We start from the raw sequence: 14,928 nt of genomic DNA on the forward strand, positions 1-14,928 counted from the left end.
AGAAAAGTTATGCTATTAACGTGTTAGTCTAAATTTATTAGATGTTATAAAAGCTAAAGACTATAACTATTAAAACAAAGCGAAGTAAGCAATATTGTTTGCTTGCATGCCGAGCACTAGAAAAGCAACAACACAAGCAGGAGAGTAACCAATGTCTAAATGCCCTTTTAATCATACAGCTGCAGGCAGCAATGATTCAGCAGGTCGTGGTACTTCTAACAAGGAGTGGTGGCCTAACCAATTAAACCTTAAAATTCTTCATCAACATTCCCAAAAGTCTAACCCAATGGGTACTGACTTTGATTACAAAGAAGCATTCAAGAGCTTAGACCTTGAAGCATTACGTAGTGATTTGATGGATCTAATGACAGATTCTCAAGAGTGGTGGCCTGCCGATTACGGTCATTACGGTCCTTTCTTTATTCGTATGGCTTGGCACAGTGCGGGTACTTATCGTACTGCGGATGGCCGTGGCGGTTCTGCGACAGGCTCTCAGCGTTTTGCGCCGCTCAACAGTTGGCCAGATAACGTTAACTTAGACAAAGCGCGTCGTTTGCTTTGGCCTATCAAACAAAAATACGGTAGCAAAATCTCTTGGGCAGACTTGATGATTTTGACTGGTAACTGTGCATTAGAGTCTATGGGCTTTAAAACATTCGGTTTTGCGGGTGGTCGTGCTGACATTTGGGAACCAGAAGAAGACATTTACTGGGGGACTGAAAAAACATGGTTGGATGACAACCGTTACTCTGGCGAACGTGATCTAGAAAATCCATTGGCAGCCGTGCAAATGGGTCTTATCTATGTGAACCCAGAAGGTCCAAATGGTAAGCCTGATCCATTAGCGTCTGCTGTTGATATTCGCGATACCTTTGCTCGTATGGCGATGGATGACGAAGAAACCGTGGCTTTGATCGCTGGTGGTCATACTTTCGGTAAAACACACGGCGCTGGCGATGCAGCACAAGTTGGCCCTGAGCCTGAAGCGGCCGGTATCACCCAGCAAGGTCTAGGCTGGAGCAACAGCATGGGCTCTGGTAAAGGTGTTGATACTATTTCTAGTGGTCTTGAAGGTGCGTGGACGCCAAACCCAATTCAATGGGATAACGGTTTCTTCGATACACTTTTAGATCACGAATGGGAATTGACTAAGAGCCCTGCTGGCGCTTACCAATGGACACCAAAGAACGGTGCATTAGCGGACGCTGTGCCAGATGCGCATGATCCATCTCGTCGTCATGCACCAATGATGGCTACATCGGATATCGCATTGAAAGAAGATCCAGCTTACAAAGTGATCTCTGAGCGTTTCCATAAAGACCCAGAGTACTTCGCTGACGTGTTTGCTCGTGCTTGGTTTAAATTGACTCACCGTGATATGGGACCAACCAGCCGTTACCTTGGTCACTTGGCACCAAAAGAAGAGTTGATTTGGCAAGATCCGATTCCAGCGGTAACACATGAATTGGTAAACGACGCCGATGTTGCTGATCTGAAAGCGAAAATTGCCGCATCTGGTTTGAGCGTGGCTCAGTTAGTTTCTACTGCTTGGGCGTCGGCTTCTACTTACCGTGGTTCTGATATGCGTGGTGGTGCAAACGGTGCTCGTATTCGTCTTGCTCCGCAGAAAGATTGGGAAGTGAACCAGCCAGCTCAACTAGCCACAGTGTTAGGTCAGCTAGAAGCGATTCAACAAGCTTTTAACAGTGCGAACTCAGGCAAGCAAGTTTCTATTGCGGATTTGATTGTTCTTGCTGGTAACGTGGGTGTTGAGCAAGCGGCTAAGAAAGCAGGTAAAACGGTTTCTGTGCCCTTTACACCAGGTCGTGCTGATGCGACTCAAGAGCAAACAGACGTTGACTCTTTTGCGGTGCTTGAGCCAATTGCGGATGGTTTCCGTAACTACCAAAAAGGCCACTTCACCGTAACAACGGAAGAGTTGTTGGTAGATCGTGCTCAGTTGCTAACATTGACTGCCCCAGAAATGACGGTGCTTGTAGGTGGTCTACGTGCTTTGAATGCGAACACAGGTCAATCTAAACACGGTGTTTTCACGGATCGTCCAGAAACATTAACCACTGACTTCTTTGTGAATGTGTTGGATATCAACAATGTTTGGACAGCAACCTCTGAGCAGGAAGTTGAATTTGAAGGCCGTGATCGTCAGTCTGGTAAAGTAAAATGGACAGCGACTCGTGCGGATTTGATCTTCGGTTCTAACTCTCAGTTGCGCGCACTAGCCGAAGTGTATGCATCTTCTGATGCTGAAGATCGTTTCGTTCATGACTTTGTTGCGGCTTGGACTAAAGTGATGGAGTTGGATCGTTTTGATCTAGCCTAATCTGTAGGTGTTACCAACAACACCTAACCCCGCTTTCGTTTAGATTGCGGGGTTTTTTTATTGTGCTGTTCTTGTAAAATGCGCCACCGGATAGTTGATAGGTTATTAACTCTCCGGCTTCGTCATTCTGAAACAATTTAGTGGTAATAAACTATGTGAGTTATATGAAAGCATGGAAGCAATAAAAGTGATTGAAAATATTGATTTAAGTAGGATCTTTAAATAATGAAAGTGTCTCATAAAGTTGTTATCTGCGCGTCTATCGTGGTCGTGTTGGCGTTCTCTATTTATTCATGGTTGCAATACAGTAGTTTAAGAACGGCTTTGTTTGAAAAAACAACAACCAGCACTCAAGAAAGCAGTAAGGCATTGGCCTTGCAGGTGAATAATTGGCTTAAAAATAAAATGGATTTGATTGAGGTTATTTCGCAAACGGTTGATGAAAATTTCAGCACAGAAACGATTCAAAACGCCTTTGACCTTCCTATTTATAAAGATGAATTTATTTTGTTATTTGGTGGGTTAGATATCAATGGTAGCCGAATTACCAATGATCCTAATTGGAATCCACCAGGTTGGGATGCGCGTAAACGCCCTTGGTACAATATGGGCAAACAGCATAAACAAGCGGCACTAACAGAACCTTATGTCTCTACTGAAGGCGATATTCTGATTTCTGTGATTGCTGACTTTTCTGATCATGGCCAATTTAAAGGTACTTTTGGTGGGGATTTAAGTCTTAAAACTGTCTCTGAAGCAGTCAATGCGCTTAATTTTAATAACACAGGTTATGCATTCTTATTAAGTAAAGATGGAAACATAATCAGTCATCCTAATGCTGATTTAAACGGTAAATCTGTTTCTAATTTGTTGCAAGGTGGTGTGCCTGAGTTAAGTAAAGACTTAATTGAGAAACAACTGGCTGATGGCACTTCGGTCTATGTGTCTTTTAGTCCATTACCTAACTTATATGGTTCTGATTGGTATATCGGTGTGGTGTTGGATGAAGATAAATTGTTTGCCAGTGTCCGAGAGTTTGGCTGGGTTGCTTTTTGGGGAACGTTAATTGCAGCCTTACTTGTCTCTATTGTGCTGTATTTTGTCATTACAGGTTTATTGCAACCCCTTCGTGCTTTGCATGAATCGCTCAAAGATATTAATGGTGGGGAAGGGGATTTAACCAAACGTCTAGCGATTACTAGTAATGACGAATTTGGTCATGTATCTGGTGAATTTAATAAATTTATTGATTATTTACAGCGCTTAATTGGCGAAGTAAAAAGTCAATCGCGTCATATTCGTGAGAACACCGATAAGACCGCTGCCTCTTCTATTGAGTCTTCGAAGCAGTTACATATTCAGCTTAATGAGTTGGATCAACTTGCTACCGCTATGCACCAAATGTCGGCAACTGCCCATGATGTGGCAGACAATGCACAAACGGCAGCTAGTCGAGCGAATCAAGCCGACGGTGCGGCAAAAGAAGGTGAGGTTATCGTTGATCGCACTACAACCTCTATTGAACAATTGACTCATAAAATGGGCGATGTGGTGACCACCATCAATGACTTGGTGAAATACAGCGACAATATAGAATCGATTCTTACGGTTATCACAGACATTGCTGATCAAACGAATTTATTAGCCTTAAATGCTGCGATTGAAGCGGCACGAGCGGGTGAACAAGGCCGCGGTTTTGCTGTTGTTGCTGATGAGGTTCGAACATTGGCGTCAAAAACTCAAGAGTCTACTGAACAAATCCAGAACATGATTCAGCAGCTGCAAACCGGTGTAAGAGGAGCAGAAAAAGTCATCCTAGAAAGCCGAGAAAGCGCCAATGCGACTCAACAAATTGCAGACCAAGCTAAGCAGTCTTTGGAAGCGATTCGTTTAAGCATTAATGAAATCAATGATATGACAGTGCAAATTGCCGCGGCAGCAGAAGAGCAAAGTGCAACATCCAATGAAATTAACCGTAATACCACGAATATTCGTGATATTAGCCAGTCAGTTTCGGATGCAGCACAAGGTCAATCTGTGCTTTGTGACACCATGGTGGAAATCACGGTTGAACAAGCGAGATCTTTAGATAAATTTAAAGTGTAAGGGCCTTTTCCTAAACTCTATCAAGGCGAGCCGGTATTTTTGAACCTAGCTCGCCTTTTTTGTCATCCAATTAATGTATGATGATTTTTTAAAAGAAGTTGTATTTATGAAGTTCGAAGGTTTAAAAGCGATTGCGTTAATCGATGGGGTAAAAGGTGTGTTGGCTTTATGCTTGGCACTGAGCGTCAATGCAATTGCTAAGCAAGACCTTCATCAACTTGCCGCTCAGGTAATGCGAAATTGGCCTATTTCGCCAAGCAACTATTATGTTGATTTACTGTTAACCTTTGTTGAGAGAGCGACTCAGCAAGATCATGTATTAGTTATCTCAATTTCGTTGATGTATGCCAGCTTTCGCTTTGTCATAGCGTATGGGTTGTGGCACAAACTACGCTGGACGGAATGGTTCGCCTTTATCAGTGGTTCGCTTTATATCCCCTTTGAACTCTACGCTATTTATCAAAATACCAACCTAGTTAATGTCTCAATACTCTTGTTTAACTTGATGGTTGTTGCTTACTTATATTGGGTGTTAAAGCGAGGAGAAAAAACTCTAGCGATGACTACCAAATAAGAGAAATTTAAGTTATATGATTATTCGTCCATTTGAAGAAAAAGACAGAAAAGCGGTGATTGCTCTATGGAATCAATGCGGTTTGGTGGCACCTCAGAACGACCCGCATAAAGATATTGATCGAAAACTGAAGGTGGATGCTGACTTGTTTCTTGTTGGCATTGTTGATAATGAGCTAGTCGCCACTGTAATGGGAGGGTATGAAGGTCATCGTGGCTGGATTAATTATTTAGCCGTTAGCCCAGATCATCAAAGAAAAGGCTATGGACAAGCCATTATGAAAGCAGTTGAAGGGTTAATTATGGCCAAAGGTTGCCCTAAAATTAACCTGCAAGTGCGTAATACGAATCAAACCGTCATCGCATTTTACAATGCGATTGGTTACGGCAATGATTCAGTTGTTAGCTTAGGAAAGCGCTTCGAACACGATAACTAATGTTTCCATTCTATTTGTTTAGTATCGCCCATCTTGCCGTCACTGTTCAGTCGGTATGCCAAAGCGACGAGTAGGGTTTGAGCCAATGTCATAGAGGAAGTGAGCGAACGAAACCCCAATACTTCCGCTTCTTTTATATCAAAACAAATGTCTGACAGTGCTGCCAACGGACTGATCTTGCTATCAGTTATGGCAATGACTTGTGCGCCTGCTTTGAAAGCATATTCGCTGACATTAATGGTTTCTTTGGCATAAGGGCTAAATGCGGTAGCAATGATTACGTCGTTTTCACGAATATTGCTGGCTTGTTCAATTAACATGCCGCCGCCGCCATCAATAAGGTGAGTCGTTTTATTTAGATGCCTCAAGCTGTACGCAAAGTAACTTGAAATAGGGAAAGCACGGCGTAAGCCAATGAGGTAAATATTTTGCGCGTTTTCGAGTAAGTCGACCGCTTTGTTGAGCATTTCTTGAGAGAAGTGGTGGTTCATATGGTTCATCGAGAACGCATTACTGCTGCTGAACTCTTCTAGAATATGCGAGGCATCAATCGTGGTACTGAGGGTGCTTTTGCTTAACTTAACCCGTTCGCTATAGCTGGATGTCTGTTCGACGAGCGCTTGCCGAAACAAATTTTGCATTTCACTAAAGCCGTTGTATTCAAAAGCTGCCGCAAAACGAACCAATGTGGAAGGTGGGACATCGCATTGCTCTGCCAGACTTGCCACTGTTTCTAGGGCAACTGTATTGGGATGCTCTAGTAAAAAACGCGCCACTTGTTGTAAGCGTTTACTTAAGTCGTCGTAGTTTCGACTAATGGCTTGCTGTAGTTGGTCAAGAGATGTTGGTGCGCCCAAAAAATGGCTCCTAAATTGAGATCTAGATAGTTATTTAACGGTTTGCATTATAGCGATATTTCGTTGTAAATACTTATTGGTTTCTCAGCCAGCGACAAGCTAGATAAGCCTTGCCGCTGGATGAGAGGTTGTGTTGAGATCAATCATGACCTCGGCTATTTTGATTAAATTGAATTAACGGAATTCACCTGCGTATTTTTCAACAAGAGCGATGTTGTCTTTGGTAATGAAGCCAGGACCTGAATTCACATCGTTACTTGGCATCAAGCCATAACGGGTGTAAAGCGTTAAGAAGCTAATCGGCAAATAACCTTGTAGGAAAGGTTGTTGGTCGATAGCGTAACTAATACGACCATCTTTAATTGCTGCCGAGATTTCTCCACTCAAATCAAAAGTACCGAAGTAGATGCCTTTAAGATTGCGGTTTTTTTCCAAGGCTCGCAACGTTGGATGAGCTGAGGTTGGCCCTAAAGTTAGGATTGCTTCAGTATTTGGATTCTTACGAAGGTAAGCCGATACTTTGGTTTCCACGTTGGTCGGATCTGATCCAGAGTCAATCATCTGGCTACCTAATTCCACACCTAAGCCTTTGGCAAACCCCATGCAACGTTCAACCGACGCTGGGTTGGTGATGTAGTGGTTAACACACAAGAAAGATTTTACACCTTGTTTTTTAGCTCGTTGACCTGCTCCAAAGCCAGCCGCAAATTCAGGCTGACCCACATGCAATAACGCACCCCATGCTTTGGATTGTTCTTGTGTACCAGAATTCATAGTAATGAAAGGGATGCCTTTCTTAGTGGCTTTTTCTAGTGGGCCTTCTAAAGTGTCGAAGTCTGCGATAGAAAGCACAATACCGTCTGGGTTAGTCGCAACGGCTTGCTCAACAATACGCGCCATATCGGCTAAATCACCTGTTGGTGGATTGCGATACTCCACAGTGACATTCATATCGGATGCAGCTGTTTTAACGGCGTTTTTGATGACATTCCACCACGAGTCAGAATCTGGTGCATGGGAAATGAACACATAACGTTCACCTTCAGCGTGAGCCACTGTGGACATGGACATAACGCCCAGAGTTGCAACACCAGCGACTAATATGGCTGTGCTTTTTTTAAGAAATTTCTTCATTACGACTATCTCCGTTTCGTTTAATTATTTTTGTTATTACTTATTTTTGGATTTAGCAAACACAACTTCTGATCTATTTTTAATCAGAATTGAAATGATAATAGAATGAATATTTCACAATTGCAATATTTTGAAATTTTTTATTCTGAAGTGGCGGTTTTCTTTTATTTGTTTGTTTTTTAAAGGGTTTATAGTTATTTTTTGACGATTTATCTAGGTTTATAAGGCAGTTTTTTTTGTATTTAATGTAAATTTTTATTTTGCCTATTGAATAAAATGAAACATATATTCTATTATGATTCCATTGTTGAAATGAAAAGACATTAAGCTCTATCGTGTTACTGAGTAGGTTATAAAAAGCAACTTGTGCGAGAGTTAGAGGAGTAACGAGTTGTTAGGAAAATAGGACTGCTCGCTAGAGCATGGTTAGAAATCACAAAAAATAAATATAAAAAAGTAAGGTGTGACGCTATGACTGATCAAACTCAATCGGTTGATTTATCTAAAATGGCAGAAGATAACTCAACAGAAGAAAAATCGGCTGGAGATGAGCGAATTCGTAAAGTTCCCGCTTGGAAGCGACTTTTGCATCGTCCTGAGTTTGGGGCGATTTCTGGTGCAGTATTGGTATTTGTTTTCTTTTTTATCACTGCTGGAGACTCCGGTATGTTTGCCTCAGATGGCATCATGAACTGGACAACCGTATCAGCGCAATTAGGCTTGATTGCTATTAGTGCCTGTCTATTGATGATTGCGGGTGAATTCGATTTGTCGATTGGTTCGATGATTGGTTTCGCTGGCATGATGATGACAATTCCCGCAGTTTATTGGGGCTGGCCGATTTGGGGCGCTATCCTGTTTGCTTTTGCTGGCGCAATGTTTATCGGTTTTTTGAATGGCTATATTGTTGTTAAAACTGGTTTGCCTTCTTTTATTGTTAGTCTTGCTTTCCTTTTCATGTTGCGCGGTTTGACCATCGCGCTGTCTATTCTATTCACTAATCGCACCATAGTAGGTGGTATCGACAAATACGTTGATGGAGATTGGCTGGCAGCCTTGTTTGGCGGGGTGATAGGCAAAAGCCTGTTTGTCTGGTTTGCCAACATTGGTTTTATTAGTTCTTACGACGATGGCACTCCAGTGGTGGAAGGTATTCCTATGGTGATTGTCTGGTGTGTATTCCTAGCCGTCATCGCAAGCTGGGTTCTATTGCGCACGTCATACGGCAACTGGATTTTTGCGACGGGTGGCGATGACAAAGCGGCGCGAAACGTTGGTGTGCCAGTTGATAAAGTCAAAATTTCTTTGTTCATGTTTACGGCATTCACCGCAACGGTTTACGCGGCTTGTCAGGTGTTTGAATTTGGTTCCGCATCCGCTGACCGCGGTGTTTTAAAAGAGTTCGAAGCCATTATTGCTGTGGTCATCGGTGGTGCGTTACTGACCGGTGGTTATGGTTCAGTCATTGGTGCGTGTTTTGGCGCCTTGATCTTTGGTGTCGTACAAATGGGCATCTTCTTCACCGGTATCGATTCAGATTGGTTCCGCGTGTTTTTGGGAGCCATGTTGTTAATCGCGGTTTTGTTCAATAACTACATTCGTAAAAAGGTAACAGAGGCCCGACATTAGCGGCGAGCCCGTACTCGAGTTGACTTTTTAGAATCAGAATTTAGGAGAACAAAATGAGCGAATTTATTATTGAATTAAAAAAAGTGAGCCGCTACTTCGGTTCAGTTATTGCCATCAAAGACATCGACATGAAGGTGAAACTGGGTGAAGTTCACTGTTTGCTAGGTGATAACGGCGCTGGTAAATCCACCTTGATCAAAACCCTAGCAGGTGTTCACGCACCAAGCGATGGTGAGTATTTGTTTGAAGGCAAACCAGTGGTGTTCGAATCACCAGTAGAAGCCCTTGATTCAGGTATTGCGACCGTTTATCAAGATCTTGCATTAGTGCCTTTAATGAGTGTGACACGTAACTTTTTTATGGGGCGAGAAATCACCAAAGGGCGCGGCATTTTTAAGCGTTTTGATATTGAAACCGCTAATCAAATTGCTCAAAAAGGCATGGCCGAAATGGGCATTAATGTCCGTGACCCTTCCCAAGCGATTGGTACTATGTCAGGGGGGGAAAGGCAGTGTTTAGCGATTGCTCGTGCCATTCACTTTGGTGCCAAGGTGCTGATCCTTGATGAACCCACTGCGGCCCTTGGTGTGAAGCAATCTGCCAATGTTTTGAAGGTCGTGGCGAAAGCCAAAGCCAGAGGGTTGGCGGTGATTTTGATTACTCATAATGTCCATCATGCTTATCCTATTGCCGATCGTTTTACTTTATTGAATCGTGGTCAGAGTCTAGGTTCCTTTATGAAATCCGAAGTTAGCCGCGAAGATGTATTGGAAATGATGGCGGGTGGTCAGGAGCTAGATGAACTCACGGCTGAGTTAGAAGAATTTAGCCGCTTGGATGCCACCGCATAAGGAACGACATCATGACAACGAAACAAATGCGTGTTGGTTTGGTTGGCTCTGGATACATGGGTAAAGCCCATGCGATTGCTTACCGAAATGCGATGGCGGCTTTTGCGATTCCTCAAGGTCAGTTGCACTGCGAGATGTTAGCCGATGCCACGCCAGAATTAGCTAAAACGAAAGCATTGGAATTAGGTTTTAACCGCTCAACCGGTGATTGGAAAAGCTTAATTAACGATGCTGATATTGATGTGGTTGATATCTGTGCGCCGAACTTTTTGCATAAAGAAATTGCCCTCGCTGCTATTGCCGCAGGCAAGCATGTTTACAGTGAAAAGCCGTTGGCTCTAAACGCTGATGATGCGAAAGAAATGACTGAGGCGGCAGAAAAGGCTGGGGTGAAAACATTGGTTGGCTTTAATTATATTAAGAATCCAACGGTGCAATTTGCCAAGCAATTAATCGCTCGTGGTGATATCGGTGATGTGGTGCATTTTCGTGGTGTCTTTAATGAAGATTATCTTGCCGACGCGAACTTACCGTTTAGTTGGCGTTTACAAAAGCAATTTGCGGGAACGGGAGCGCTAAATGATTTAGCCTCACACCTTGTGCAATTGGCTATTCATCTTGTCGCACCGATCACGTCATTGTGTGCCGATTTAAAAATTGTTCATCAACAACGTCCATTGTCTCAAACGTCAGACGATTCGAAATCGGGTGTTGGTGAAGTCGAAAACGACGACCAAGCTCATATGATGGTGCGCTTTGCCAATGGTGCTCAAGGTACATTAGAAGCGTCACGTATCGCGTGGGGTCGCAAAAATGGTTTGTCGTTCGAAATTACAGGAACCAAAGGAAGTTTGATTTTTGACCAAGAAACCTTATCGGAATTGTCTTTGTATATCGCTGAGGGCAACCCTCAAACCCAAGGTTTTAAACGTATTTTAGTGGGGCCGGAGCATCCTGATTATCAAGCTTTTTGTGTGTCGGCGGGTCATGGATTGGGCTTCAACGATATGAAAGCCGTTGAAATTCGAGACTTGTTTCAAGGTGTTGTTAACGATGCTCCTTCATGGCCAGATTTTCGTGCCGCGACTCAGGTCAATATCATTCTCGACAGCGTGGTGGAATCCGTTGATAAAAGAGCGTGGGTCGAGGTGGAGCAATACGATGGGGATCACAGATGAATAATAAAAATTTGGATGTTATTTGCTTAGGGCGTGCTGCGGTTGACCTCTATTCGGAACAAATTGGCGCGCCATTAGAAGACGTGAGCAGTTTCAAAAAATACCTTGGTGGTTCGTCATGTAATATCGCCTTTGGAACCTCTCGAATGGGATTGAAGTCTGCGATGCTAACCCGTGTGGGTGATGAACACATGGGGCGCTTTGTGCGCCAAGAGCTCGCGCGAGCTGGTGTGGATGTCTCTCATGTCGTCACGGACAAAGAGCGTTTAACCGGCTTGGTGTTGCTTGGTATCAAAGACAAAAATACGTTTCCATTGATCTTTTATCGTGAAAACTGCGCGGACATGGCGATCAGTGAAAGCGATTTTGATGAGGCTTACATCGCCTCAGCAAAAGCCTTGCTGATTACCGGTACGCATTTTTCAACCAAAGGCACAGATCAAGCGGCTAGAACAGCGATCAAATACGCCAAAGCTAATAACACAAAAGTCGTGGTCGACATCGATTACCGACCTGTATTGTGGGGCTTAACCGGCAAGGGCGAAGGCGAAAACCGTTTTGTATCAAATGACTCTGTCACTCAGCATTTGTTGTCTATTATGCCTTTGTGCGATCTGGTAGTAGGAACCGAAGAAGAGTTTCATATTGCTGGTGGCTGTGAAGACACCATTGAATGTTTAAAGCGTATTCGTAAAGTCTCCTCTGCGGAGTTTGTGGTGAAGCGTGGTGCTCTAGGATGTTCTGTTTTTAAAGGTGAGATTCCTGAAACCTTGGACGAAGGCATTACTCGCTACGGTGTCACTGTGGATGTGCTGAATGTGCTAGGTGCTGGCGATGCCTTTATGAGTGGTTATTTGCGTGGCTGGATTCCAGGTGAAGCGACGGAAAATGCTTGTGACTATGCTAATGCTTGCGGAGCGATTGTGGTTTCTCGCCATGGCTGTTCGCCTGCTATGCCTAGTCTAGAAGAGCTGGACTATTACTTGGCCAATCGCAATGACATTCCAAGACCTGATCTGGACCCTATACTAAACTATTTGCATCGGGTCACGACTCAGCGCATGTTGCGTGAAGAGCCAACAAAAGAATGGCAAGACATGTGTATTTTGGCGTTCGATCATCGACGCCAATTTGTCGATATGTGCCGTGAAGCGGGCGCACCTTTGTCACAAATATCGAAAGCAAAAAAATTGATTCTACAAGCTGCTTATCAAGGGGCTTCAGCTTTAGAAGGTAAAGTCGGCGGCACAGGAATCTTGGCTGATGGCACATTTGCCCAAGACGTTTTGAATGACATTACCGGCAAAGATTTTTGGATCGCTCGACCTGTTGAGTTACCCAGCAGCCGTCCATTGCGTTTTGAACTAGGCAATAACGTCGGGCAAGCGATTGCAACATGGCCAGCCAACCATATTGTGAAATGCTTGGTGTTTTATCATCCAGATGATGAAGTCAGTTTGCGTAATGAACAAGAGCAAAAGGTCATGGATCTGTATCGTGCTTGCTGCACAACGGGCCATGAATTGCTGGTGGAGATCATTCCGCCGGTGGGATCCGAGGTAAAAGACGATACCTTGTCTCGTTCAATTGAACGTTTCTATAACTTGGGCGTATTTCCTGATTGGTGGAAACTGCCATCACCGAGCAAAGCCGCTTGGCAAAACATTAGCGACTTGATCAAGGCGCGAGCGCCGTATTGTCGCGGTGTGGTTTTGTTAGGATTGGATGCGCCAGTGGATGCACTAAAAGCAGGTTTTGAAGCAGCCGCAGGGCAAGACATTTGTAAGGGCTTTGCCATTGGTCGAACGCTATTTTCTGAACCGGTAAAAGCTTGGCTAAGAAAAGACATTGATGATGCCGTGCTCGTTGAGCGTGTAACGCAAAACTACTTAGAAATGAGTGCATTGTGGCAGCAGCGAAACGACAGCCAGATGATGAAAAGGAAGGAGGCATGATGGACACAATACGTTTAACAATGGCACAAGCCTTGGTCAAACATTTGCAGGCGCAATTCACTGTGGTGGATGGTGTGGAAGTACCTTTGTTTGGTGGGGCTTGGGCCATTTTTGGTCATGGCAACGTGGCTGGGATGGGCGAAGCCTTGGCTCAAGTCAAAGACGAGTTCACGACCTTTCGAGCGCATAATGAGCAAGGCATGGCATTAGCGGCTTGCGCTTATGCTAAACAACATCGTCGTCAACGTATTATGGCTTGTACCTCTTCTATTGGTCCGGGAGCGCTTAACATGGTAACCGCCGCTGGCATGGCGATGGCGAATCGTTTGCCTGTATTGTTTTTACCGGGTGACGTATTTGCTACGCGAACGCCAGATCCAGTATTGCAACAAGTCGAACATTTTAATGATCCGACCTTGTCGGTGAATGATTGTTTTCGTCCTGTATCGCGTTATTTTGACCGAATCAATCGACCAGAACAGTTGATTACCAGCTTACCTGTGGCGATCAATACCATGTTAGATCCAGCTACTTGCGGACCTGCCACCTTAGCATTACCGCAAGATGTGCAAACCATGGCATTTGATTACCCAGTTAGTTTCTTTGCGAAAAAAGTTCATAAACCTCGTCGAAATCGCGCCGATGTTGATCAGTTGGCGACAGCGGTTGCTGCGATTAAACAGGCGAAAAAACCACTGATCTTGCTCGGTGGCGGTGTGCATTACAGCTTAGCACTTGAAGAAGCGACTGCTTTGATTGAGCAATGCCATATTCCCGCCTGTGAAACACAAGCAGGCAAAGGTGCATTGCCTTGGGATCATGAATTTAACCTTGGTTCGGTGGGCGTGACTGGTTCAAGCGCTGCGAATACGGCGGCACAAGAAGCGGATTTAATTATTGCGATTGGCACGCGTTTGCAAGATTTTACCTCAGCGTCGCGTACCTTGTTTGCTAATCCAGATCACACTTTATTAAGCATCAACATAACGTCTTTTGATGCAGAAAAACACAATGCCGTGCCTTTAATCGGTGACGCAAAGGTAACACTGCAAGAGTTATTGGCCGAGGTTGATGGTTACCAAACACCTACGACTTGGACTGATAAGGTGAAAGCCTTGAATCTTGATTGGCTCACTGCAGTGGATCAAGTTACTGCCTTGCCAAAACAAGCAAGCGATCATAACTATTTGCCAACCGATGCGAATGTGATTGGTGTGATTAATCGCACAGCAAACGCTAACAGTACCTTAGTGCAAGCAGCGGGTGGTTTGCCTGGCGAATTGCACAAGTTGTGGCGTACTTCGTCAGACCTTGGTTATCACGTGGAATATGGCTTTTCCTGTATGGGTTATGAGCTAGCGGGTGGCCTTGGTGTGAAAATGGCGACACCAGAACGTGAAGTGATTGTGATGGTGGGAGATGGCAGTTATTTGATGTTGAACTCTGAAATCGCCACGTCGGTGATGTTGGGTTTGAAGCTTATTATTGTTGTTTTGGATAACCGTGGTTATGCCTGTATCAATCGCTTGCAACAAGCCTGTGGCGGTGAATCATTCAATAATTTATTACAGCACTGCCATGCCGTAGAAGCCGGCGCACCAAAGACCGACTTTGCCGCTCATGCCAAAGCCTTAGGGGCAAATTCCGAACAAGTCGCTTGTCTTGCCGATTTAGAACAAGCTCTGACGCGAGCAAAAGCCAGTGACAAAACCTATGTGATTGCTATCGATACGGACCCAATGCCAAGTACACAAGAAGGTGGTGCTTGGTGGGATGTGGCAGTGCCAGAAGTATCGAGCCGTGAGCAAGTGGTCGATGCCGAGCGTCAGTACAAAATAGCCAAACAACAGCAACCTTATTAATTATA

11 protein-coding genes are annotated in these 14,928 nt (G+C 44.2%); 9 read left to right on the forward strand and 2 right to left on the reverse strand.

Annotated features, from left to right (window positions below):
- The first annotated feature begins 151 nt into the window (after window positions 1-151).
- The 4 genes from katG (at window position 152) to ACO05V_RS10085 (ending at window position 5,457) form a co-directional block, all read left to right on the forward strand.
- Window positions 152-2,341 (forward strand): catalase/peroxidase HPI, encoded by a 2,190-nt coding sequence (katG, locus tag ACO05V_RS10070; protein ID WP_421850481.1) that lies wholly within the window; start codon window positions 152-154, stop codon window positions 2,339-2,341.
- 225 nt (window positions 2,342-2,566) lie between these two features.
- Window positions 2,567-4,447 carry a methyl-accepting chemotaxis protein gene (locus tag ACO05V_RS10075; RefSeq protein ID WP_421850484.1) on the forward strand — a complete coding sequence of 627 codons (1,881 nt, stop codon included), beginning with the start codon at window positions 2,567-2,569 and terminating at the stop codon, window positions 4,445-4,447.
- Between the two features lie 106 nt (window positions 4,448-4,553).
- Window positions 4,554-5,021, forward strand: a complete 468-nt coding sequence (locus ACO05V_RS10080; RefSeq protein WP_421850487.1) for a DUF2127 domain-containing protein — start codon at window positions 4,554-4,556, stop codon at window positions 5,019-5,021.
- Window positions 5,022-5,037: 16 nt separating this feature from the next.
- Window positions 5,038-5,457, forward strand: a complete 420-nt coding sequence (locus ACO05V_RS10085) for a GNAT family acetyltransferase (protein ID WP_421850490.1) — start codon at window positions 5,038-5,040, stop codon at window positions 5,455-5,457.
- Here ACO05V_RS10085 and ACO05V_RS10090 read toward each other — a convergent pair.
- Window positions 5,454-6,314, reverse strand: coding sequence for a MurR/RpiR family transcriptional regulator (locus ACO05V_RS10090; RefSeq protein WP_421850493.1), 861 nt, complete (start codon window positions 6,312-6,314; stop codon window positions 5,454-5,456). The genes ACO05V_RS10085 and ACO05V_RS10090 overlap by 4 nt on opposite strands.
- Window positions 6,315-6,488: 174 nt before the next feature.
- Window positions 6,489-7,448, reverse strand: coding sequence for a sugar ABC transporter substrate-binding protein (locus tag ACO05V_RS10095; protein ID WP_421850496.1), 960 nt, complete (start codon window positions 7,446-7,448; stop codon window positions 6,489-6,491).
- A gap of 471 nt (window positions 7,449-7,919) precedes the next feature.
- Here ACO05V_RS10095 and ACO05V_RS10100 point away from each other — a divergent pair, with 471 nt between their 5' ends.
- Genes ACO05V_RS10100 through iolD form a run of 5 tightly spaced genes read left to right on the forward strand, consistent with a single transcriptional unit; the run spans window position 7,920 to window position 14,923 of the window.
- Complete coding sequence (locus tag ACO05V_RS10100) at window positions 7,920-9,077, forward strand: ABC transporter permease (RefSeq protein ID WP_421850498.1); 1,158 nt, start codon at window positions 7,920-7,922, stop codon at window positions 9,075-9,077.
- Between the two features lie 53 nt (window positions 9,078-9,130).
- Window positions 9,131-9,928, forward strand: coding sequence for an ATP-binding cassette domain-containing protein (locus ACO05V_RS10105; RefSeq protein WP_110573690.1), 798 nt, complete (start codon window positions 9,131-9,133; stop codon window positions 9,926-9,928).
- An 11-nt stretch (window positions 9,929-9,939) separates the two neighbouring features.
- Complete coding sequence (locus ACO05V_RS10110; protein ID WP_421850501.1) at window positions 9,940-11,106, forward strand: Gfo/Idh/MocA family protein; 1,167 nt, start codon at window positions 9,940-9,942, stop codon at window positions 11,104-11,106.
- Window positions 11,103-13,061 carry a bifunctional 5-dehydro-2-deoxygluconokinase/5-dehydro-2-deoxyphosphogluconate aldolase gene (locus ACO05V_RS10115; protein WP_421850503.1) on the forward strand — a complete coding sequence of 653 codons (1,959 nt, stop codon included), beginning with the start codon at window positions 11,103-11,105 and terminating at the stop codon, window positions 13,059-13,061. Before ACO05V_RS10110 ends, ACO05V_RS10115 begins: the two co-directional genes overlap by 4 nt.
- Complete coding sequence (gene iolD / locus ACO05V_RS10120; RefSeq protein WP_421856931.1) at window positions 13,061-14,923, forward strand: 3D-(3,5/4)-trihydroxycyclohexane-1,2-dione acylhydrolase (decyclizing); 1,863 nt, start codon at window positions 13,061-13,063, stop codon at window positions 14,921-14,923. The genes ACO05V_RS10115 and iolD overlap by 1 nt, the downstream gene beginning before the upstream one ends.
- The last annotated feature ends 5 nt before the right edge of the window (window positions 14,924-14,928 follow it).

This window comes from Marinomonas sp. (assembly GCF_965225885.1).
Taxonomy (GTDB): domain Bacteria; phylum Pseudomonadota; class Gammaproteobacteria; order Pseudomonadales; family Marinomonadaceae; genus Marinomonas.